General features: G+C 70.5%; 22 protein-coding genes and 2 tRNA genes. 9 read left to right on the top strand and 15 right to left on the bottom strand.

Annotation, left to right across the window (positions count from 1 at the left end; all coding sequences use genetic code 11):
• Positions 1-26: 26 nt before the first annotated feature.
• Both ACWG52_RS24630 and ACWG52_RS24625 read left to right on the top strand, forming a co-directional pair.
• Positions 27-1,013, top strand: coding sequence for a hypothetical protein (locus tag ACWG52_RS24630; protein WP_389811716.1), 987 nt, complete (start codon positions 27-29; stop codon positions 1,011-1,013).
• Between the two features lie 113 nt (positions 1,014-1,126).
• A complete protein-coding gene (locus ACWG52_RS24625; protein ID WP_389811714.1) occupies positions 1,127-1,426 on the top strand; it encodes a hypothetical protein in 300 nt (99 codons plus the stop codon).
• 81 nt (positions 1,427-1,507) lie between these two features.
• Here ACWG52_RS24625 and clpX read toward each other — a convergent pair whose 3' ends face one another.
• The 5 genes from clpX to ACWG52_RS24600 form a co-directional block, all read right to left on the bottom strand.
• Positions 1,508-2,794, bottom strand: a complete 1,287-nt coding sequence (clpX, locus tag ACWG52_RS24620) for an ATP-dependent Clp protease ATP-binding subunit ClpX (RefSeq protein WP_030026955.1) — start codon at positions 2,792-2,794, stop codon at positions 1,508-1,510.
• A gap of 153 nt (positions 2,795-2,947) precedes the next feature.
• Complete coding sequence (locus ACWG52_RS24615) at positions 2,948-3,616, bottom strand: ATP-dependent Clp protease proteolytic subunit (protein ID WP_033223992.1); 669 nt, start codon at positions 3,614-3,616, stop codon at positions 2,948-2,950.
• A gap of 55 nt (positions 3,617-3,671) precedes the next feature.
• Positions 3,672-4,289 carry an ATP-dependent Clp protease proteolytic subunit gene (locus ACWG52_RS24610; protein ID WP_030649990.1) on the bottom strand — a complete coding sequence of 206 codons (618 nt, stop codon included), beginning with the start codon at positions 4,287-4,289 and terminating at the stop codon, positions 3,672-3,674.
• A 276-nt stretch (positions 4,290-4,565) separates the two neighbouring features.
• Positions 4,566-5,954, bottom strand: a complete 1,389-nt coding sequence (gene tig, locus ACWG52_RS24605; RefSeq protein WP_375943923.1) for a trigger factor — start codon at positions 5,952-5,954, stop codon at positions 4,566-4,568.
• A 165-nt stretch (positions 5,955-6,119) separates the two neighbouring features.
• Positions 6,120-6,196: transfer RNA gene (locus tag ACWG52_RS24600), tRNA-Pro, on the bottom strand.
• Between the two features lie 168 nt (positions 6,197-6,364).
• Here ACWG52_RS24600 and ACWG52_RS24595 point away from each other — a divergent pair.
• Positions 6,365-6,435 (top strand) — tRNA-Gly (locus ACWG52_RS24595).
• Here ACWG52_RS24595 and ACWG52_RS24590 read toward each other — a convergent pair.
• Positions 6,427-6,885 carry a DUF6959 family protein gene (locus ACWG52_RS24590; protein WP_389811708.1) on the bottom strand — a complete coding sequence of 153 codons (459 nt, stop codon included), beginning with the start codon at positions 6,883-6,885 and terminating at the stop codon, positions 6,427-6,429. The two genes, ACWG52_RS24595 and ACWG52_RS24590, sit on opposite strands and share 9 nt — an antisense overlap.
• Before the next feature lie 86 nt (positions 6,886-6,971).
• On the opposite strand from ACWG52_RS24590, the gene ACWG52_RS24585 reads away from it, so the two are divergent.
• Entirely contained in the window at positions 6,972-7,439 is a 468-nt protein-coding gene (locus ACWG52_RS24585) for a hypothetical protein (RefSeq protein ID WP_389811706.1), read from the top strand.
• A gap of 48 nt (positions 7,440-7,487) precedes the next feature.
• On the opposite strand, the gene ACWG52_RS24580 is transcribed toward ACWG52_RS24585, so the two are convergent.
• Positions 7,488-8,069, bottom strand: a complete 582-nt coding sequence (locus ACWG52_RS24580; protein ID WP_389811703.1) for a TIGR04222 domain-containing membrane protein — start codon at positions 8,067-8,069, stop codon at positions 7,488-7,490.
• Positions 8,070-8,288: 219 nt separating this feature from the next.
• On the opposite strand from ACWG52_RS24580, the gene ACWG52_RS24575 reads away from it, so the two are divergent.
• The gene (locus ACWG52_RS24575; protein WP_389811700.1) at positions 8,289-8,627 is read left to right on the top strand and encodes a hypothetical protein; all 339 of its coding nucleotides are present in this window, start codon (positions 8,289-8,291) and stop codon (positions 8,625-8,627) included.
• Here ACWG52_RS24575 and ACWG52_RS24570 read toward each other — a convergent pair.
• From ACWG52_RS24570 to ACWG52_RS24560, 3 genes are all read right to left on the bottom strand, one after another.
• The gene (locus ACWG52_RS24570; protein WP_030008564.1) at positions 8,617-8,811 is read right to left on the bottom strand and encodes a membrane protein; all 195 of its coding nucleotides are present in this window, start codon (positions 8,809-8,811) and stop codon (positions 8,617-8,619) included. The genes ACWG52_RS24575 and ACWG52_RS24570 overlap by 11 nt on opposite strands.
• Before the next feature lie 176 nt (positions 8,812-8,987).
• Positions 8,988-9,443, bottom strand: coding sequence for an HD domain-containing protein (locus tag ACWG52_RS24565; protein WP_389811697.1), 456 nt, complete (start codon positions 9,441-9,443; stop codon positions 8,988-8,990).
• Positions 9,440-10,855, bottom strand: coding sequence for a pyridoxal phosphate-dependent decarboxylase family protein (locus tag ACWG52_RS24560; RefSeq protein ID WP_389811695.1), 1,416 nt, complete (start codon positions 10,853-10,855; stop codon positions 9,440-9,442). The genes ACWG52_RS24565 and ACWG52_RS24560 overlap by 4 nt, the downstream gene beginning before the upstream one ends.
• A 241-nt stretch (positions 10,856-11,096) precedes the next feature.
• On the opposite strand from ACWG52_RS24560, the gene ACWG52_RS24555 reads away from it, so the two are divergent.
• Positions 11,097-11,567, top strand: a complete 471-nt coding sequence (locus tag ACWG52_RS24555) for a DUF4232 domain-containing protein (protein WP_389811693.1) — start codon at positions 11,097-11,099, stop codon at positions 11,565-11,567.
• A gap of 34 nt (positions 11,568-11,601) precedes the next feature.
• On the opposite strand, the gene ACWG52_RS24550 is transcribed toward ACWG52_RS24555, so the two are convergent.
• Together ACWG52_RS24550 and ACWG52_RS24545 are read right to left on the bottom strand one after the other, a co-directional pair.
• On the bottom strand, positions 11,602-12,432 hold the full coding sequence (locus tag ACWG52_RS24550) for an ABC transporter ATP-binding protein (RefSeq protein ID WP_389811690.1): 831 nt from the start codon (positions 12,430-12,432) through the stop codon (positions 11,602-11,604).
• A 115-nt stretch (positions 12,433-12,547) separates the two neighbouring features.
• Positions 12,548-13,690 (bottom strand): PP2C family protein-serine/threonine phosphatase, encoded by a 1,143-nt coding sequence (locus ACWG52_RS24545; protein ID WP_389811688.1) that lies wholly within the window; start codon positions 13,688-13,690, stop codon positions 12,548-12,550.
• 117 nt (positions 13,691-13,807) lie between these two features.
• Between ACWG52_RS24545 and ACWG52_RS24540 the strand changes: the two genes are divergently transcribed.
• Positions 13,808-15,043, top strand: a complete 1,236-nt coding sequence (locus ACWG52_RS24540; protein ID WP_389811685.1) for a GNAT family N-acetyltransferase — start codon at positions 13,808-13,810, stop codon at positions 15,041-15,043.
• A 67-nt stretch (positions 15,044-15,110) separates the two neighbouring features.
• On the opposite strand, the gene ACWG52_RS24535 is transcribed toward ACWG52_RS24540, so the two are convergent.
• Positions 15,111-15,920, bottom strand: coding sequence for an Fpg/Nei family DNA glycosylase (locus ACWG52_RS24535; protein WP_390167203.1), 810 nt, complete (start codon positions 15,918-15,920; stop codon positions 15,111-15,113).
• Between the two features lie 79 nt (positions 15,921-15,999).
• The gene (locus ACWG52_RS24530; protein WP_030010996.1) at positions 16,000-16,485 is read right to left on the bottom strand and encodes a ribose-5-phosphate isomerase; all 486 of its coding nucleotides are present in this window, start codon (positions 16,483-16,485) and stop codon (positions 16,000-16,002) included.
• Positions 16,486-16,703: 218 nt separating this feature from the next.
• Between ACWG52_RS24530 and ACWG52_RS24525 the strand changes: the two genes are divergently transcribed.
• Positions 16,704-18,137 carry an amino acid permease gene (locus ACWG52_RS24525; RefSeq protein ID WP_389811680.1) on the top strand — a complete coding sequence of 478 codons (1,434 nt, stop codon included), beginning with the start codon at positions 16,704-16,706 and terminating at the stop codon, positions 18,135-18,137.
• A 75-nt stretch (positions 18,138-18,212) separates the two neighbouring features.
• Here ACWG52_RS24525 and ACWG52_RS24520 read toward each other — a convergent pair whose 3' ends face one another.
• Positions 18,213-18,797, bottom strand: a complete 585-nt coding sequence (locus ACWG52_RS24520; RefSeq protein WP_389811677.1) for a biotin transporter BioY — start codon at positions 18,795-18,797, stop codon at positions 18,213-18,215.
• Between the two features lie 286 nt (positions 18,798-19,083).
• Here ACWG52_RS24520 and ACWG52_RS24515 point away from each other — a divergent pair, with 286 nt between their 5' ends.
• Entirely contained in the window at positions 19,084-20,481 is a 1,398-nt protein-coding gene (locus ACWG52_RS24515; RefSeq protein ID WP_453125925.1) for an amino acid permease, read from the top strand.
• Positions 20,482-20,632 lie beyond the last annotated feature (151 nt).

Genomic DNA, 20,632 nt, shown 5'->3' with positions numbered 1-20,632 from the left:
GGCTTCCGTCAGGATGTGTGAAACGGATGAGCAACCTCATGGGGGGACACGGGATGAGCTACAACCAGCCAGGGCCCTACGGACAGCAGCCTCAGCAGCCGGGACCGTACGGGCAGCAGCCCCCGCCGCCGCCGGGCCCGTACGGCCAGCCGGCCCCCCAGCCGAACCCGTACGGGCAGCCGGCCCCGCAGCCGGGCTACGGCTACCCGCAGCAGCCGGGCGTCCCCCCGCAGGGCTACCCCCAGCAGCCCCCGACCCCGGCGTACGGCTACCCGCAGCAGCAGGCCCCGTACGGCGGCCAGCCGCCGAAGAAGTCGAAGGCGGGCCTGATCATCGGCGTGGTCGTCGCGGTGGCGGTGATCGCGGGCGGCGGCTGGTACCTCGTGGGCGGCGGCGCGGGCGGCGACGCCTCGGGCGCGGTGGCCGCGGACACCAAGGGCTACAAGCTGGCCTTCCCGGACTCGGTCGAGAGTTACGCGAAGAACCCCGACGCGGTCGGCACCGCGAAGGGGGACACCCCGCTGACGGGTGAGCAGAAGACGAAGGCCGAGGCCCTCGGCATCAAGAACCCGTACAAGGCGAGCCAGCAGTACGTGAGCGGCGTCAACGGCAAGGCCAAGCAGATTACGGCGAGCGGCTTCTGGGGCCAGATCGACGACCCCGAGAAGGCTCTCGATGCCTACTTCGCCACGGTCGGCGCGCCCAACCCGGAAACCGACAAGCTCGGCGTGAAGTTCGAAAAGGTCGGCTCCCCCAAGGCGTTCACGCCGGACGGGCTCAAGGGCGCCGTCATGAAATGCGTCGAGATCAAGTCGAGCACCACGAAGACCACCAAGCCGGGAGAGCCCAACTCCCTCGTGATCCCGACCTGCGCGTGGAGCGACCACTCCACTTTGGTCGCGGTCAACCACATGGACCAGACCACGATCCTGACCGGCGGCAGCCAGGGCACCCTGGAAGACACCTCCAAGCTGGCCGCGAAGCTCTACGGCACCTCGCGCACCAAGGTCTGATCAATCGTCAAGAGCCATCAGCTGCCTGGGAAACAACGATTACGATCCCCAATTGATCATGTGATCTAATGCCGCTCGACCGTTGTTGATCAACAACTCAATCGGGGATTCCTGTGGCACCTGTACGGACCAAGCGACTTGTCGCATCGCTCTTCCTGACGGCAGCAGTCGTCATCACGCCGATGGCCGTTGCGGCGCCCGCATCGGCGTCGCAGGGCAGCGACTGCTACGCGATGGCGAAGGCCCTGGGCTACCGGGTCGGACCCAAGGTCGCCGGCGCCTGCGGCTTCCCGGCCGAACAGCCCAGCTTCGGCAAGCCGTGGGTCACGCCCCACCCTGGGTGCATGAGGCACCTCGAGAACGCCGGCATCAGCAACTGGAACCACCGGTTCGCCATATGCATGAAGGCGTGACCCTTTCGCCTTGACCGGATGCACAGAAGGGGCGCCCCGACCGGGGCGCCCCTTCTGTGTGATGCTCGCTGCCGAGTGCGGCTACGCCGACTTCTCGTGCGGGCCCTGGTCCTTCGGGACGATCCGGGGGACCAGCGTCGGGTTGACGTTGGAGCGGACCACGTCCGCGGTGATGACCACGCGGGCCACGTCCTTGCGGGACGGGACCTCGTACATCACCGACATCAGGACCTCTTCCATGATGGCGCGCAGACCACGCGCGCCCGTCTGGCGGAGGATCGCCTGGTCCGCGATGGCCTCCAGCGCCTCGCGCTCGAAGTCCAACTCCACGCCGTCGAGTTCGAACAGCCGCTGGTACTGCTTCACCAGCGCGTTGCGCGGCTCGATCAGGATCTGGAGCAGGGCCTCGCGGTCCAGGTTGTGCACGGAGGTCAGCACGGGGAGGCGGCCGATGAACTCGGGGATCATCCCGAACTTCACCAGGTCCTCCGGCATGACCTCCTGGAACTGGTCGCTGGCCTCGATCTCGCGCTTCGAGCGGATCGTCGCCCCGAAGCCGATGCCCTTGGCGCCCGCACGCGACTCGATGATCTTCTCCAGGCCGGCGAAGGCGCCGCCCACGATGAAGAGCACGTTCGTCGTGTCGATCTGGATGAACTCCTGGTGCGGGTGCTTGCGACCGCCCTGCGGCGGCACCGAGGCCGTCGTGCCTTCCAGGATCTTCAGGAGGGCCTGCTGCACGCCCTCGCCGCTCACGTCGCGCGTGATCGACGGGTTCTCGCTCTTGCGGGCCACCTTGTCGATCTCGTCGATGTAGATGATCCCGGTCTCGGCCTTCTTGACGTCGTAGTCGGCGGCCTGGATCAGCTTCAGCAGGATGTTCTCGACGTCCTCGCCGACGTACCCGGCCTCCGTCAGCGCCGTCGCGTCGGCGATGGCGAACGGGACGTTCAGCATGCGGGCGAGGGTCTGCGCCAGCAGCGTCTTGCCCGAGCCCGTGGGGCCCAGCAGCAGGATGTTGGACTTGGCGAGCTCGATCGCGTCGTCCCGACCCTGCGCGCCGCCGTTCTCGCCGGCCTGTACCCGCTTGTAGTGGTTGTAGACCGCTACCGAGAGAGCCTTCTTCGCCGGCTCCTGGCCGACGACGTAGCTCTCCAGGAACTCGTAGATCTCACGGGGCTTGGGGAGTTCCTCCCACCGGACCTCGGAGGTCTCCGCGAGTTCCTCTTCGATGATCTCGTTGCAGAGGTCGATGCACTCGTCGCAGATGTACACACCGGGTCCTGCGATGAGCTTCTTCACCTGCTTCTGGCTCTTTCCGCAGAACGAGCACTTGAGCAGGTCGCCGCCGTCACCGATGCGTGCCACGAGGTGCTTCCCCTTCGCCTGGGAGACGCCTGGTTCAGCGCTCCTGGTGCCTCATATCCGACGGTACCTTGCCGGGGGCCCCGTGCGGGGCCCCCTTGACGTGGTTCACATCTCCGAGTCCGGAGACGTGCTCACGCCAACTGGTGGCAAGGATCAGGCCTTGCTGCTCTTGCGGGTGGAGATGATCTGGTCGATCAGCCCGTACGCGAGAGCATCTTCGGCCGTGAGGATCTTGTCGCGCTCGATGTCGTCGCGGATCTTCTCGATCGGCGTCGTCGAGTGCTTGGCCAGCATGGTCTCCAGCTGGTCACGCATGCGCAGGATCTCGTTGGCCGCGATCTCCAGGTCGGAGAGCTGCTCGCGGCCGGTGCCACCGGAGGGCTGGTGGATCAGCACACGGGCGTTCGGCAGGGCCATGCGCTTGCCGGGGGTGCCGGCGGCCAGCAGGACGGCGGCGGCGGAGGCCGCCTGGCCCATGCAGACCGTCTGGATGTCCGGCTTCACGAACTGCATCGTGTCGTAGATCGCCGTCAGCGCGGTGAAGGAGCCACCGGGGCTGTTGATGTAGATGGAGATGTCGCGGTCCGGGTCCATCGACTCCAGGCACAGCAGCTGCGCCATGACGTCGTTGGCGGACGCGTCGTCGATCTGCACGCCGAGGAAGATCACGCGCTCCTCGAAGAGCTTCGCGTACGGGTCGTACTCGCGCACGCCCTGCGAGGTGCGCTCGACGAAGCGCGGGATGACGTAGCGGTTGTCCACCTGCGGGCCGGTGTAGAGGCCGCTCGCGGAGAAGTTGTTCTGCATCTGGGTGTTCACCATCCTGGTGGCGTTCTGCGGGCTGTCGGCTGCTGGGTACTGACGGTGGGTCCCGGGATCAGGCCCCGGTGCCGCCGCCGCCCGGAACGTTGGACGCTGCCGAGATGATCTCGTCGATGAGGCCGTACTCCTTGGCCTCCTCGGAGGTGAACCAGCGGTCACGGTCACCGTCACGGATGATCGCCTCGACGGTCTGGCCCGAGTGGAACGCGGTGATCTCGGCCATCCGCTGCTTGGTGCGCAGCAGGTACTGGGCCTGGATCTTGATGTCCGACGCGGTGCCACCGATGCCGGCGGAGCCCTGGTGCATCAGGATGTCGGTGTTCGGGAGGGCGAAGCGCTTGCCCTTGGCGCCACCGGTGAGCAGGAACTGGCCCATCGAGGCCGCCATGCCCATACCGATGGTGACGACGTCGTTCGGGATGTACTGCATGGTGTCGTAGACGGCCATGCCGGCCGTCACGGAGCCACCGGGGCTGTTGATGTAGAGGTAGATGTCCTTCTCCGGCTCGGCGGCCAGGAGGAGGAGCTGCGCGGTGATCTTGTTGGCGATGTCGTCGTCGACCTGCTGGCCGAGGAAGATGATGCGCTCGCCGAGCAGCCGGTTGTAGACATGGTCGCCGAGGCCGCCACCGATGGACGGCTCACCCGCGGCGTAAGGCTTCAGATTCGTCACGTATCCACCTGCTCGTCTCCGACGGCCATGTGCCGTCTCAGCGTCTCGTTCTGGGGTCCGGTCCGGCCGGAGCGGACGGGTCCGCCGGCGCCCGGGTACTCACGTGCCCTCGTATTCATGGACCCTAACGCGCAGGTAGGACAACGCCATCCCGCTTCCCGAACTGTTCGCTCGGAGCGCAAGCTCCGGGGGCCTTACGGGGCCTGTGCCGAAGGGCCCGGACACGACGGTGTCCGGGCCCTTCGGGGCACTGCTCAGCGGGCTTCGCCCGGGGTGTTACTTGGCCTCGTCGGCCTTGACCTCGTCGTCGCCGTCGACGGCGGCCTCGACCGTCTCGGCGGCCTGCTCCTCGTCCTCGTCGGACAGGTCCACGACCTCACCGTTGGTGTCGACGACCTTGGCGGCCTCGACGACGACCGCGAGGGCCTTGCCGCGGGCGACCTCGCCGACCAGCATCGGAACCTGGCCACCCTCGACCACGGCCTGGGCGAACTGGTCGGGGGACATGCCGGAGGAGGCGGCACGGCGCATGAGGTGCTCGGTGAGCTCCTCCTGGTCGACGCCCAGCTTCTCCTTGTTGACCAGCGCGTCGAGGACGAACTGGGTCTTGATGCCCTTGATGGCCTGCTCGGAGGTCTCGGCGTCGAACTCCTCGACCGTCTTGCCCTGGAACTCCAGGTACTTCTCGATGGTCAGACCCATCTGGCCGAGCTGGTGGTGCTCCAGGTTGTGCTTGCGGGTCTGGACCTCGTCCGCGAGGAGCTTCTCGGGGATCGGGACCTCGACGAGCTCCAGCAGCTTCTCCAGGACGCGCTCCTGGGCCTGCGTGGCCTGGTCGTACTGCTTCATGTTCTCGAGGCGCTTGCGGCTGTCCGCCTTGAGGTCCTCAAGGGTGTCGAACTCGCTCGCCATCTGCGCGAACTCGTCGTCCAGCTCCGGGAGCTCCTTGGCGGAGACCTTGGTGACCTTGACGGTGACCTCGGCGTCCTTGCCCTCGGCGGAGCCGCCCTTCAGCTGCGAGGTGAAGGTGGCCTCGCCGCCGGCCTCCAGGCCGGTCACGGCCTCGTCGATGCCCTCAAGGAGCTCGCCCGAGCCGATGGTGTAGGAGACGTCGGAGGCGACGCCGTCGGGCAGCACCTCGCCGTCGACCTTGGCCTCGAGGTCGATGGTGACGACGTCACCCTCGGCGGCGGCGCGCTCGACGTCCTGGGTGGACGCGAAGCGGCCGCGCAGCTGCTCGACGGACTTCTCGACGTCCTCGTCGGAGACCTCGATGGCGTCGACCTCGACCTCGATGCCGGAGAAGTCCGGGATCTCGATCTCGGGACGGACGTCGACCTCGGCGGTGAAGGCGAGGACCTCGCCGTCCTTGAGCTCGGTGATGTCCACGTCCGGCTGGCCCAGCGGGTTCAGGTCGGCCTCGTTGACGGCCTCGGTGTAGAACTTCGGGAGCGCGTCGTTGACGGCCTCCTCCAGCACCGCACCGCGGCCGAAGCGCTGGTCGATGACGCGGGCCGGGATCTTGCCCTTGCGGAAGCCCTTCACCGTGACCTGCTGGTTGATCTTCTTGTACGCCGCGTCGAGGCTGTCCTTGAGCTCCTCGAAGGGCACCTCAACAGTGAGCCGAACCCGAGTCGGGTTCAGGGTCTCCACGGCGCTCTTCACGGTTCGGTCTCCTTGTGGCTGACTGCTGGGGATTCTGCCGTCACGCTGTGATTCAGCGGTTCGGCGGACTTCGGCCCGGTACATCAGACACACGGGCACGCAGCTTGCATAGTAACCGCAAGCGGCAATCAGCCCACAACGCGATCTTGTGGAGAACACTGCTGCTGGTCGGGGTGGCCGGATTCGAACCGACGACCTTCCGCTCCCAAAGCGGACGCGCTACCAAGCTGCGCCACACCCCGTCGGTGCGACACGTAGGGTACATGCCCGGAGACACTCTGATGCGCGGGGTTTCCCGAGGTATTTCGGGTGGACGTCCGCCACGGCGTCGAATGTGGTGTGCACCCACCGGGAGCGACCCGCTAGGATGCTGTCCGTGCCAAGGTCCCAGGACCTGCGGCGCGCGCATTGCGGGTGTAGCTCAATGGTAGAGCACTAGTCTTCCAAACTAGCTACGCGGGTTCGATTCCCGTCACCCGCTCAGAAGTACGAAGGGCCAGGTCAGAGGGCATCTCCTCAACCTGGCCCTTCGTCGTTCCCGGGGCGGCGGTCGGCTCCGCGCGGCCCCTCTCGGCCCTTCTGTGCGAGCCCGCTCGGCACGTCCGCGATCGGCCGGCCCCCGATCGTCGCCGGCGCGGTGGTGGATCGGCGCGGAACCGGCGGTGCCGTGACCCGTACGCGTCATCAACTCCCGTGCTCCGGCGCCTTGGTGCGCCTCGGAGAGCGATCGGGGATCAGAAGAAGGGGCGACGGATTCCGTGGGCGTCGAGCGCGTCCGTGTAGCGCAGGAGCTTTTCGTCCAGGTCGGCGTGGGGTCCGGAGGATGCTCAGGGTGTCCCCCTGGATCAGAACCCCCGAAGTCGCGTCCCGGGAGGCGTACCACGGCGTCGTTGCCGCCGTCGGTGAACAGCTCGGCCTCTACTCGTTCCATCGGAGCCCCCGTCTCGACGTTCGGCCGTCCGCACGTACAGTCGGCGCGTCGCTCAAGTACCGCAAACCGTCGACCGAAGAGGCAACGTGAAATACGTGGTGGTCGAACAGCAGGGACCGGGGACGTACTGGCACAGCCCCCGCGCCTACCTCGCCGCGTTGCCGGAGATCGCCCCGGCCCTCCCGCCCGGCGCGCGTGCGTTCGCCACGGATCCCGACCACTACGACTTCTCGGCGGCGCGGTGCGTCAAGGACCTCCGCCCTCTGGGCCTGCCGCCCGCCGACGGCGCCCCGGAGCGGTTCGAGATCCGTTTTGCCTGGTCAGGGGGCCAGGACGAGGTGCTCACGATTCGGTACAGCGGGGTCGGCCGCGTCGAGATCACGGCGGACGACGGCGGCGATGTCGAGCTGTCCGACCACAACAGCGTGCGGCTGGACGAAGTGCTGCCGCACGAGGTGGGCTGCAGTCACGAACTGAGGCTCACGGGGGCGACGGTGCGGATCCTGTGCGCGGATCTCGTGGCGGAGTGGGCGTCGGATCCGGATCACCTGTAGCCATCGCCTGCCCCTCGTGGGGGCCTGCGTAGGCCCTCGGTGCGGCCCTCAGTCCCCGCCGCCTCCGCCGCCGTCCCCTCCGCCGCCGTAGCCGCCCGAGGTGTTGTCGGAGTCGTCTTCGAGGGCCTTGCCCATGCGGCGCAGCGTGCGGCCGAGGCCGTCGGGGAGGGTGTGGGTGCCGCTCGGTCCGGCTCGGACGGGGCCCGGGGCGAGGGCTGCGGTGCCTTCGAGCACGTACGCGGGAAGGGTTCCCTCCGATACCGCGGCCGCCAGCTGCCGGCGTCCCGCCCGGGTGGGTCGGCGGCGCCAGTGGCGTACGAGGCCGAGGTGGACGAGCCGGTGGACGAGGGCGTCGATTTCCTCGCGGTGCCTGAGGTCCTCGAACACCTCCTCGACGCGCTTGCTGCGCGGGCACGCGGCGATCACCGCGCGTTCGACCGGATGCGGGGGCTGCTCCGCGTCGACGGTGCGGAGCCGGCCGGCCCCCAGGGACAGGGTCCCACGCTCGACGAGCGCGATGATCGCGCTCTCCACGACGCGTTGCTCGCCGCCGGCGAGGTAGGCGTACGCGTACACGTCGAGCACCTCCCCGCCGCTCCCCGTCCCCGCCCGCCGGTGTATCCGTGCCATACCGTCTCCCCCTTCCGGACCCCTGCTCGCATGGTCACCCGGAGGCGGCGACTGCGGCCCTCCTACGGCCCTGCTCAGAGCTTCTGTTGAGCTTCGCGACCCGCGCCTTCCGTGCCGACGGCGGGAAGTCGGGGCGGGTGCGGGTGTGCCGGCGTCGGTACCTGCCGCCAAGTCGCTTCCCGTCGCATCCTGTTCGACGGTGAACGGGGGGTGGGGTACATGGACGGCACCACGACGGTGGGCGTCGACGGCGGGCGCCGCTCGGGGTCTCGTACGGCCCTGGTCGTACCGCTGGTGCTCGCGCTGCTGCTGGGCGCTCTGTCGGTACTGGTGCTGCTTCCGGCGGCCCAGCACCTACGGTCGCTGCGCGACGGCGAGCGGGCGGACGATCCGCGTGTGGTCGCCCGAGAGGAGGACCTCGGGGGCGGCGCGGCGGCCGTGGGGGCGGTGACGGCGGGCGGGGCCGCCCTGTTCTTCCTGGTGCTGCCGATCCCGGCGGCGAGGTACCGGCGGCGGTCCACGGCGCCCCGGGTCGACCGCCCGTGGATCAGAGCTTGATGTTCGCGATCATCGTCGCGAGGGAGTTCAGGAAGCGGTTCACGTCGTCCGCGATCGAGCTGGACGCGAGGAAGAAGCCGAAGAGCGCCGCGACGATCGCGGGGCCCGTCTTGATGTGGTTGCCGCGGATCAGCACCACCAGGATGACCGCCAACAGAACCACCACTGACAGCGAAATGGCCACTACTGATCACACCTTCGGTCGTCCCCTGGTCGGCCCGGGGCGTACGGCCAGGCACACCCCCACATGGACCATCCTCCCACCAACGGGCCTCGGCTATACGCCCCGTGACGAACCACCGTGGTTCCGTTTCCGCCAACCCCACGAGCAACAGGAATATTTCGGGCGCGGGGCGCGGATCACGGGGCGGTGAGGCCGAGGAGGGAACGGATATTCGCATACTTTACGGACAGCCGCTCGCGCGTGGGAGCGTCGAGCGCGGAGAGCCGTACGGGGTCCGCGTTGTGCGCGAGGTCGGCCTCCTTGATCAGCAGGGCGCCCGGGGTGGCCAGGATGCGCGCCGCGTACCGCTCGACCGGCTCGCCCGGGCGCTTGGTGACCGCCAGGACCATGTCCTTCACCGTCTGCGGGAGGGCCGCCGCGTCCAGCCAGGTGAGGCTGAGGGCCTCGTCCTCGATGGCGTCGTGGAGCCAGGCCGCCGCCTGCTGGTCGGCGGTGCCGCCGCGCAGTCGTACGCCCTCGGCGACGGCCGCGAGGTGTTCGGCGTACGGCCGTCCGGCCTTGTCGGTCTGGCCCTCGTGCGCGTCGCGCGCCAGGGCCTCGACCTCGATCAGAGTCAGGGGGCTGTCCGTCATGCGATCTCCCTTGCCGCTGCGCCGAGTGCCTCCGCTGCCCGGCGTACGTCCGCCTGTGTGGTACGCCAGTTGGAGAACGCGGCCCGCAGGCCGGCGGTTCCCTCAAGGACGGTGGGAGTGACGAACACCTCGCCGGCCACCGCCTCGCGCAGGGCCGTGAGGCGTGCCGGGGTGGGGGCCTCGGCGAGGGTGAAGCAGACGACGTTCAGGCGGACCGGGGCGAGGAGGGTGAGGGCGGGGTCCTCGGCCACGGCGGCGCCCAGGGCGCGGGCGCAGGCGATGTCGCGTTCGACGATCTCCCTGTGGCCCTGACGGCCGTACGCGCGGAGCGTGAACCAGGCGGCGAGGGCCCGCAGCCGGTGGGAGTTCTCGGGGGTGAGGTGGACGAGGTCGGGGTCCTCGCCGAGGGGGCCGAGGTAGGCGGCGGAGTTCTGGAAGACACGGGCCTGCAGATCTTGGCGGCGGGTGAACTGGACGGCGCTGTCGTAGGGGACGTTGAGCCATTTGTGCAGGTCGACGCAGACGGAGTCGGAGGCGTCCAGGCCGTCGACGAGGTGCGCGTGCTGCGGGGAGAGGGCGGCGAAGGCGCCGAACGCGGCATCGGTGTGCAGCCAGAAGTCGTGCCGCTCGCGCAGGGCTTGGACGGCTCGGAGGTCGTCGAAGTCGACGGTGTTGACGGTGCCGGCGTTGGCGACGACCACGGCGGGTCCGGGGGTGTCGGCCAGCGCCCTTTCCAGGGCGGCGGGGTCGACGGCCTCGCGGCCCGGCAAGGTGGGCACCCGGACCAGGGCGTTGCGGCCGAGGCCCAGGACCGAGAGGGCCTTGCCGATCGAGGAGTGCGGGGCTCCGGAGAGCACGCGGACCGGTCCGAGCGCCGCCGCGCCGTCCTCGGCGGGCGAGACGCCGAGGCGTTCGCCGAGCCATTCGCGGGCGATGGCGAGGCCGGTGGTGTTGGACATGGTGGCGCCGGAGACGAAGGTGCCGCAGTGGGCGGCGCTCAGGCCGAAGAGGTCGCGCAGCCAGCCGACGGTCTCGCGTTCGAGGTCCTGGCCGCCGCCGTCGAGGGCGGAGTTGGAGTTCTGGTCGTGGACGGCGGTGAGCCAGTCGCCGGCGAGGGCGGCCGGGGTGGCGCCTCCCGTGACGAAGCCGAGGTAGCGCGGTCCCGCGGAGGCCGACAGCCGCGGCTCCCAGCGGTCACGGAAGGCGTCGAGCGCGGCGTCCGTGCCGGTGGCGTGCTCCGGCAGGCCTTCGGGGGCGGGCGCCTGCCGGGCGGGCGGTGCGGGCGGTGCGGGCGGTGCGGGCGGTACGACGGGACGCGCGTCCAGCGTGGCGAGCGCGTCGGCGGCTGCGGCGCGGGTGGCGTCGAGGAGTTCGGGGAGCCGGGCGAGGTCGGCGGCGAGCGTGCGGTCCATGGGGGCACGGTAGGCGCGACCCGACCCGAGGGGGCGGGCCAATCCACGGGGATTGGCCCGCGTGTCGTCGTAGGCTCACCGGATGATCACGAAGCGGCGGACGAGGCGATGGGTGCGGGGCGTCGTCGGGGGTGCGGTGGCCGCGGGGGTGTTGGCCGGAGCCGCGGGGTGTGAGACGCCGCCGGCGCCGAAGGCCGCGCCGGGTCCGACCGGGGCGCCGAGGCGGAGCCCGACTCCGGCTGTGCCCGCGAGTCCGACCGCGCCGGAACAGGCCCCGGAGCCGTGCCCCGAGGGCGGGGTCCGGCTCGTCGAGGGGTCCGGGGACGCCGTGATGGGGCTGCGGCTGGAGGGCTATCGGCTGGTCAACTGCGGTACGGACGAGTACGTGCTGGAGGGCTATCCGCAGGTGCGGCTGCTCGACAAGCAGGACCGGCTGCTGGAGGTGGCGGTCGGGCACGGCTCGGCGCCCATCACCTCCGAGGTGCCGGCCGTGGATGCCCCGCCGGAGCGCGTGACGCTGGCGCCGGGGCAGACCGCGTCGATGGCGCTGCTGTGGCGCGACCGGATCACCGATGTGACCGTGCCGCCGGTGGAGGGCTGGGTGCTGGAGGTGACGCCCAAGCCGGGCGCGCCTCGGCTGGGCCTGCGCCTGACCCGGCCCGTCGACCTCGGGAACACCGGGCGGCTGGGGGTCGGTCCCTGGAGGCGGTGACCCTGCGCGCCGGCGACCGTCGCGGCTCGGCGGATCAGGCGGCTGCTCCCGTGGGCGCCCGGGCCTGGGTGGCGAGCGTGGCCATCCGGGCCGCGACGGCCGCGGCGGAGCTGCGCGGCAGCCGGTCCGCGATCAGGCCGTCGGCGAGGAAGAGGACCTGGTCGGCGTGGGCGGCGGCGGCCGGATCGTGGGTGACCATGACGACGGTGGCGTGCAGGGCGTCGACGGAGTCCCGGAGCAGCCCGAGGACCTCCGCCGCGGTGGTGGTGTCGAGCGCGCCGGTGGGCTCGTCGGCGAAGACCACGTCGGGCCGGGTGACGAGGGCCCGGGCGATGGCCACGCGCTGCTGTTGGCCGCCGGACAGCTCGGCCGGCCGGCGGCCGCCCTTGCCCTCCAGACCGACGCGGGCGAGCAGCTCGGCGGCGCGGGCCCGGCCCTCGTGCGCGCGACGGCCGCCGGCGAGCCGCATCGGGAGCAGGACGTTCTGCTCGACGGTGAGGGACGGCAGCAGGTTGAAGGCCTGGAAGACGAAACCGAGGCGGCTGCGGCGGAGTTCGGTGAGCTCGTCCTCGTTCATCGCGGTGATCTCGGTGCCGCCGAGCCGTACGGAGCCCTCGGTGGGGAGGTCGAGTCCGGCGGCGCACTGCAGGAAGGTGGACTTGCCGGAGCCGGAGGGTCCCATGACGGCGGTGAAGCTGCCGCGCGGCAGGCTGAGGTCGATCCCGCGCAGCGCGTGCACGGCCGCGGCCCCGCGTCCGTAGGCCCGCCGTACGCCGCGCAGCTCCACGGCGGCCGCGGTGTCGTACCGCTCACCGGGCTCCCGCGAGGTGTGCCGGTGTCGCCGCTCGCTCCGTCGGAGCCCCATGGTGTGCCGCCTTTCGCCGCCGTCGTGATCGTGACTGCGACGCTACGGATCAGGGTGCGGCGGTGGCCATGACGCCGTCCGGCGGACCGGTGGTGGGGCAAACCCCACCTCGCGGTCAGGCGGAGCGGCGGATGAGCAGCAGGGCGCGGTCGTCGTTGACGTCCTTGGCGACCTTCTCGATCAGGTGCCAGGCCGCGCCGTCCCAGCCGGAGGCGACGTAGCGGTCGGCCTCGCCGGTGAGCCGGTCGATGCCCTCGCTGATCTCCCGGTCGGAGGTCTCGACCAGGCCGTCGGTGAAGAGCATCAGGACGTCGCCGGGGCGCAGGTTGCCGCGGGCGGGGGTGAATTCGGCGCCGTCGTAGACGCCGAGGAGGGGGCCCTCGCCGGACTTCTCCTGCCAGCGGCCGGTGCCCGCCGAGAGTTGGAGGGCGGGGAGGTGGCCGGCCGAAAGGAGTTCGTAGTCGCCGGTCTCCAGGTCCAGGACGAGGTGGATGGAGGTGGCGAAGCCCTCGTCCCAGTCCTGGCGGAGCAGGTAGCCGTTGGCGGCGGGCAGGAAGCCGTGGGCGGGCAGCGCGCCGAGCAGCCCGCCGAAGGCGCCGGACAGCAGCAGGGCCCGGGAGCCGGCCTCCATGCCCTTGCCGGAGACGTCGGTCAGGACGATCTCCAGGGTCCGGCCGCCGTTGGTGCGGGCCGCGACGACGAAGTCGCCGGAGAAGGACTGGCCGCCGGCGGGGCGCAGGGCCATCTCGCGGTGCCAGCCGCGTGGCAGGGCGGGCAGTTTGCTCTGCACGCGGATGCGTTCGCGCAGGTCGAAGAGCATGGTGCCGCCGCGCCGCCAGGGCACGCCGACGCGGCTGCGGAACTGGGCGATGACCAGGCCGAAGAATCCGCAGGCCGCGACGACCAGCACGGTGCCGGGGGTGACGCGGGCCGGACCTTGGGTGTACGGGCCGAGTACCAGGGCCTCGACGATCAGTGCGGCCGCGGAGGCGGCGTAGAGGGCGAGGAGGCTGGCGGGGCGCAGCAGCAGGCCGCCGGCGACGATCGGCAGGACGAGCGCCGACGGCGAGAACCAGACCGGCAGCATGAGCGTGCCACAGGCGATGGCGGGGACGGTGAGCAGCAGCCCGCCGAAGGCGAGCCAGTCGGAGCCGTCGCCGCGGAAGTAGTCGACGGCTGATTTACGCAGGGCTGTGCGGCTCCGGTGCGACAGCATGCGCATCCGGGCCATGAGGGATTCCACGCGTGCTCCGGCCATTGCTTCGGGACCTTATCCATCCTGGCTGTGGATGCGCAGGGGTACCCCCGGACCGGGGTCGCGCCGACGCCGGAAAACCCTTCGACTGCGACGGAACTCCTGGGTGAGGATGGTCTGATGGCTCTTGAGATGCGCGTTTTGCAACAGGACGAGTGGGATGTCTGGTTCGATCATCTGGAACTGGCGTTCGGCGGCGTGGCCGAGCCCCCGGAGGGCCGGGAGCTGCTGCGGACCCTGACGGAACCGGGGCGTTCGCTCGGAACCTGGGACGGCGAGACATGCGTGGGCTCGGCATCGGCCTTCAGCTTCCGGCTCTCGGTGCCGGGTGCCGCGCTGGTCCCGGCGGCCGCGGTGACCTTCGTGGGAGTCGCGCCGACCCACCGCCGACGCGGAATCCTCACCTCGTTGATGCGGCGCCAGTTGGACGACTTCCGGGCGGCCGGTGAGCCGCTGGCCGTGCTGACGGCCTCGGATCCGGCGATCTACGGGCGCTTCGGGTACGGCACCGCGACCTACTCCCTGTCCCTGGAGATCGACACGACGCGCGTCCGGCTCGCCGTGCCGCCGGGGACGGACGAGGTGCGACTGCGACTGGCCGACCCGGAGAAGTCGCTGCCCGACTGCGAGCGGGTGTACGCGGAACTGGTGTCCCGGCGGCCGGGAGCGCCGGCCCGCCGGCCGGGCTGGGAGCGCATGACGATCACGGATCCGCCCGGGGAACGGGGAGGGGCCTCCCCGCTGAAGTGCGTCGTGGCCGAGCGGGCGGACGGCGAGGTGATCGGGTACGCCCGTTACCGGGTCAAGCCGGACTGGACCCCGTCGGGTTCGGACGGCACGGTCCAGGTCGAGGCCCTCGACGCGCTGGACCCGGCGGCGACGGCGGCCCTGTGGCGCTACCTGTTCTCCATCGACCTGACGTGGACCGTGCGGGCCGCCAAGCGCCCGGTGGACGACCCGCTGCTGCACCTGGTGAGTGACGTCCGACGGTCGAAGCCGACCGTGCGCGACTCGCTCCACCTGCGGCTGGTGGACCTGGCGGCGGCGCTGGAGGCGCGGACGTACGGGGCTCCGGCGGACGTGGTGATCGAGGTCGAGGACGCGTTCTGCCCCTGGAACGAGGGGCGGTGGCGGCTGGTCGTGGACGCCGAGGGCGTGGCCCGCTGCGCCCGGACCGCGGAGCCCGCGGACCTGGAGCTGTCGGTGCGGGAGCTGGGGTCGGCGTACCTGGGCGGGATCACCCTCACCTCGCTGGCCGCGGCCGGCCTGGTGCGGGAGCTGCGCCCGGGCGCGCTGACGGAGGCCTCGCGGGCCTTCGCCGGGGACGTGGCGCCCTGGCTGCCGCACGGCTTCTGACCGACGAGCGTCGGCGGGACCGGAGCGGCTCCCGTCCCGAGTCAGCCGGACCGGAGCCGGTCCCGCGTCAGCGGGACTGGCAGCCGGGGCACCAGAAGAGGTTGCGGGCGGCGAGGTCGGCGGTGCGGATCTCGCCCCCGCAGATGTGACAGGGCATGTTCGCCCGCCGGTAGACGTACACCTCGCCGCCGTGGTCGTCGACGCGGGGCGGCCGGCCCATCGCCTCGGGCAGGTGCTCGTCGCGGACGGTGTCGATGCGGTTGTTGCGCACACCCTCACGCATCAGGGCGGCCAGGTCGGCCCACAGGGCGTCCCACTCGGTGCGGGTGAGGTCCTTGCCCTGGCGGTACGGGTCGATGCCGTGCCGGAAGAGGACCTCGGCGCGGTAGACGTTGCCGACGCCCGAGACGACCTTCTGGTCCATGAGCAGGGCGGCGACGGTGGTGCGGGAGCGGGAGATCCGGGCCCAGGCGCGGTCGGGGTCGTCGCCTCGGCGCAGGGGGTCCGGGCCGAGCCGGTCGCTTATCGCGTCCTTCTCCTCGTCGGTGATCCACGCGCAGGTGGTGGGGCCGCGGAGGTCGGAGAAGTGGTGGTCGTTGGCCAGGCGCAGCCGGACGGTGTCGGTGGGTGGCGGGGCGGGCGCGGGGCCGATCGCGTACTTGCCGAAGAGTCCGAGGTGGATGTGGATCCACCCGCTCTCCTTGAAGCCGAGGAAGAGGTGCTTGCCGTGGGCGTCGACGCCGTCGAGGATCCGGCCGTCGAGCAGGGCCGCGCTCTCGGCGAACCGTCCCTGGGGGCTGCTGACGGCGACCTCCCACCCGGCGAAGCGGGTCAGGTGGTCCTCGGCGAGGCGGTGGATCGTATGCCCTTCGGGCACGGCGGTGCTCCTCGGAGAAGGCTTCGGGGAATGAAAGAGCCGTGCCACCCGTCCTCGGGCGGCACGGCCTGCGGCGGGATCAGCCCTGCGGGTGGTGGGCCGGGATCGGGGGGAGCTCGCCGGTGGTCTCGTACGCGGAGAGCATGTCGATGCGGCGGGTGTGGCGCTCCTCGTCGGAGTACGGGGTCGCCAGGAAGGCCTCGATGAAGCTGACGGCCTCGTCCTGCGTGTGCATCCGGCCGCCGACGGAGATGACGTTGGCGTTGTTGTGCTCACGGCCGAGCTGGGCGGTCTGGACGCTCCAGGCCAGGATGGCGCGGACGCCCTTGACCTTGTTCGCGGCGATCTGCTCGCCGTTGCCGGAGCCGCCGATCACGATGCCGAGGCTGCCGGCGTCGGCGGCGGTCTTCTCCGCGGCGCGGAGGCAGAACGGCGGGTAGTCGTCCACCGCGTCGTAGATGTGGGGCCCACAGTCGACGGGCTCGTGGCCGTTGTTCTTGAGCCAGTCCACCAGGTGGTTCTTGAGCTCAAAGCCGGCATGGTCGGATCCGAGGTACACGCGCATGGGACGAGTGTGGCACGAGGAGGCCCGCCGGCCCGCAGCGGGTGTCGCGTAAGTCACTTCTAAAGCTCAAGTAAACCCAAAGAACGCAGATGGGACACGGCGGAGCGACCTCCTGGACGTTCACACCAAGGCAACGATCCGGATTGAGGTCTTCCGTCCTGCGTTCATCTCAGGTTTGAATGCCGGGGCTCGCAACCCGAGAACCTAAGGATCCGTCCATGAGCTCCACGACGACCCTTCAGAAGGAAGGCGGCCCCACCGGGAACCCCGGTGACGGCCAGCCCTCCGACGGTCTGAAGGCCGGTCTCAAGAACCGCCACCTGTCCATGATCGCCATTGGCGGCGTCATCGGCGCCGGCCTCTTCGTCGGTTCCGGTGGCGGCATCGCCAAGGCCGGCCCCGCCATCCTGATCTCCTACGCGCTCGTCGGCGCGATGGTCGTCTTCGTGATGCGCATGCTCGGCGAGATGGCCGCCGCCAGCCCGAACTCGGGCTCCTTCTCGGCCTACGCCGACCGCGCGCTCGGCCGCTGGGCGGGCTTCTCCATCGGCTGGCTCTACTGGTTCTTCTGGGTCGTCGTGCTCGCGGTGGAGGCCACCGCCGGTGCCGCCATCCTGGAGAGCTGGATCCCCGCCGTCCCGCAGTGGGCCTGGGCCCTGATCGTGATGGCGGTGCTGACCGCCACCAACCTCGGCTCGGTCGCCTCCTACGGTGAGTTCGAGTTCTGGTTCGCGGGCATCAAGGTCGTCGCCATCGGCGCGTTCGTGATCGTCGGCATGCTGGCCGTCTTCGGCCTGCTGCCGGGCTCGGACAACCCGGGCGCGGGCTTCGCGCACCTCACCGACGCCGGCGGGTTCTTCCCCAACGGCTACGGCGCCGTCCTCACCGGTGTGCTGATGGTCGTCTTCTCCTTCATGGGCAGCGAGATCGTCACCCTGGCGGCCGGCGAGTCGGAGAACCCCCGCAAGGCGGTCACCCAGGCGACCAACTCCGTCATCTGGCGGATCGGCGTCTTCTACCTCGGCTCGATCTTCATCGTGCTGACCCTGCTCCCGTGGAACGACAAGTCGATCACCGAGAAGGGCTCGTACGTCGCCGCCCTGGACTCGATCGGCATCGCGCACGCCGGCACGATCATGGAGGTCATCGTCCTGACCGCCGTGCTGTCCTGCCTGAACTCGGGCCTCTACACCGCCTCCCGCATGGCCTTCTCGCTCGGTGAGCGCGGTGACGCCCCCAAGGCGTTCGCCAAGGTCAACTCCCGCGGTGTGCCGGTGGCCGCGATCCTCGGCTCCACGGTCTTCGGCTTCGTCGCCGTCTACTTCAACTACGCGTTCAAGGACACGGTCTTCAACTTCCTCCTGAACTCGTCCGGCGCCATCGCGCTCTTCGTCTGGCTGGTGATCTGCTTCACCCAGCTGCGGATGCGCGGGATCCTGGTCCGCGAGGCCCCGGAGAAGCTGACCGTGAAGATGTGGCTCTTCCCGTGGCTGACCTGGGCCACCGCCGCCCTGATCATGTTCGTGATCGGCTACATGTTCGTGGACGACGCCAACCGCGAGGTGGTCACCCTGTCCACCCTGGTCGCCGGCATCGTCGTGCTCGTCGGCGTGGTCCTGGACCTCCGCCGCAAGAAGGCCCTGCAGGGCTGATCGCACGTGCACGTACGCCGGAGCCCGGCCCGCCTTCACAAGGCGGGCCGGGCTCCGGTGCGTATCGGGGTCCGCTCAGCCGCGGCGGCCGACCAGCTTCCAGGCGGCGGGCAGGGCGCCCATGGCCAGCGCGGCCTTGAGGGCGTCGCCGATCAGGAACGGGACCACGCCCTTGGCGACGGCCACGCCGAGGGACATCCCGGTGGCGGCCATCAGGTACGGCACGCCCACCGCGTAGATCACGGCCGAGCCCAGCACCATCAGGCCGGCGGTACGCAGCACCGAGCGGTCGCCGCCGCGCCGCGCGAGGGCGCCGACGACGGTGGCGGCGAGCAGCATGCCGAGCACGTAGCCGAAGGAGGCGCCGCCCGCGCCGGAGGTCCCGCCCGCGAACCACGGCACACCGGCCATGCCGACGAGGGCGTACAGCGCCAGCGAGAGGAAGCCGCGGCGGGCACCGAACGCGGTACCGACGAGCAGCGCGGCGAAGGTCTGGCCGGTGACGGGGACCGGGGAGCCGGGAACGGGAACCGCCATCTGGGCGGCCAGGCCGGTGAGCGCGGCGCCGCCGACGACGAGCGCGATGTCGCGGACGCGGCTCGCGGGCAGCAGGTCGGCGAGGACGGCGCCGGGCCGGAGGGAGACGGAGGCAGTGCTCATCGGGAGGCTCCACGGGGAAGGGGGTGGCGGGACGATCACCGACGCTAGTGCGCGCTCCCCCGCCGCCCCACCGTCGCCCGGGACAAAGCAGCCCTCCTCACTTTGGTGGGGATACCACAAACCCTGCACATCACCCTCGACCTGACGTGATCCTCGTCACGAGGAAGATCAGACAACACGTCCGTTTTGCACGGACGGCCGCCGCTCAGCAAGACTGTAGGGTCCCGCCAATCCTGACGCGGAGCCCCCACCGCCGCTGGGCCGAACGAGAGTACGAGCACCCTTCATGCGCGAGCGCCTGGAAGAAGCACCTCCCACGACGGGCGACCTGCCCGCGGAACCCCTCAGCCACAGCCTCAAGCAGCGCCACCTGACCATGCTGGGCCTCGGCGGCGTCATCGGCGCCGGGCTCTTCGTCGGCTCCGGCGCCGGTATCGGCATCGCCGGTCCCGCGATCATCTGCTCCTATCTGCTCGCGGGCGTCCTCGCGATGCTGGTGATGCGTGCGCTGGGCGAGATGTCGGCCGCGATGCCCGCCTCGGGCTCCTTCTCCGTGTACGCGGAGCGGGCCCTCGGGCGCTGGGCCGGTTTCTCGGCGGGCTGGCTGTACTGGTTCCTGCTGGTCGTGGTGCTGGCCGTGGAGGCCACCGGCGCGGCGAAGATCGCGAACGGCTGGCTGCCCGCGGTCGACCAGTGGGTCTGGGTGCTGCTGTTCATGGTGGTCTTCACCGTGAGCAACCTGGCCGCCGTGAAGAACTTCGGCGAGTTCGAGTTCTGGTTCGCCGCGCTCAAGGTCGGCGCGATCGTGCTCTTCCTGATCCTGGGCACCCTCGCGGTCTTCGGTCTGCTCCCGGACACGGAGCCGGTCGGCATGGCCAACCTCACCGGCCAGGGCGGCTTCTTCCCCGAGGGCTTCGGCGGCGTGGTCGCCGGCATGCTCGCCGTCATCTTCGCCTTCGGCGGTCTGGAGGTCGTCACCATCGCGGCCGCCGAGTCGGACGACCCGGCGCGGTCGGTGTCCCGGGCGGTGCGCAGCGCGGTGTGGCGCATCCTCTTCTTCTACGTCGGCTCGATGGTGGTCATCGTGACCCTGCTGCCGTGGAGCTCGCTGAAGCCGGGCGAGAGCCCCTACGTCGCGGTCCTCGACTCGATCGGCATCCCGGCGGCCGGGCAGATCATGAACATCGTGGTGTTCGTGGCGCTGCTGTCGGCGCTCAACGCGAACCTGTACGGGTCCTCGCGGATGGTCTTCTCGCTGGCCGAGCGTCGTGAGGCGCCGCAGGCGCTGCTGAAGGTCTCGGGCGGCGGGGTGCCGCGCCGGGCGGTGTTCGCCTCGGTGGCCTTCGGCTTCGTGTCGGTGGTGCTCAACCTGCTGTGGCCGGACACGATCTTCCTCTACATGCTCAACGCGGTCGGCGCGGTGCTGCTGTTCGTGTGGGCGCTGATCGCCGTCTCGCAGCTGAAGCTGCGCCGCCGGATCGAGCGGGACATGCCCGAGCGGCTGACCCTGCCGATGTGGCTGTTCCCGTACGCGACCTGGGCGGCGCTGCTCGGGATGGCGGCGGTGCTGGTCCTGATGCTGTTCGACGACTCGGCGCGGCCGCAGCTGCTGTGGTCCACGGGCGCGGCCGCGCTGGTCCTGGCCGTGGCGGGGATCCGGGAGCTCCGGGCCCGCAAGGCCTGACGCGGGACACGTCGAGGAGGACCCCGGTGCCGTGGCGCCGGAGTCCTCCTCTTTCTTCATTCCTCTGTCCCTGGCCGGCCGGGACGTGGGGCGCGTACGGGGATGATCACGAACCGTGAGCCGGATGTCCGAATATCGGACGTCAGACGTC

The sequence above is a fragment of the Streptomyces sp. CLCI03 genome (assembly GCF_053615355.1).
Note: the sequence above shows the minus strand (reverse complement) of the source record. Positions and strands in the feature narration are given on the sequence as shown.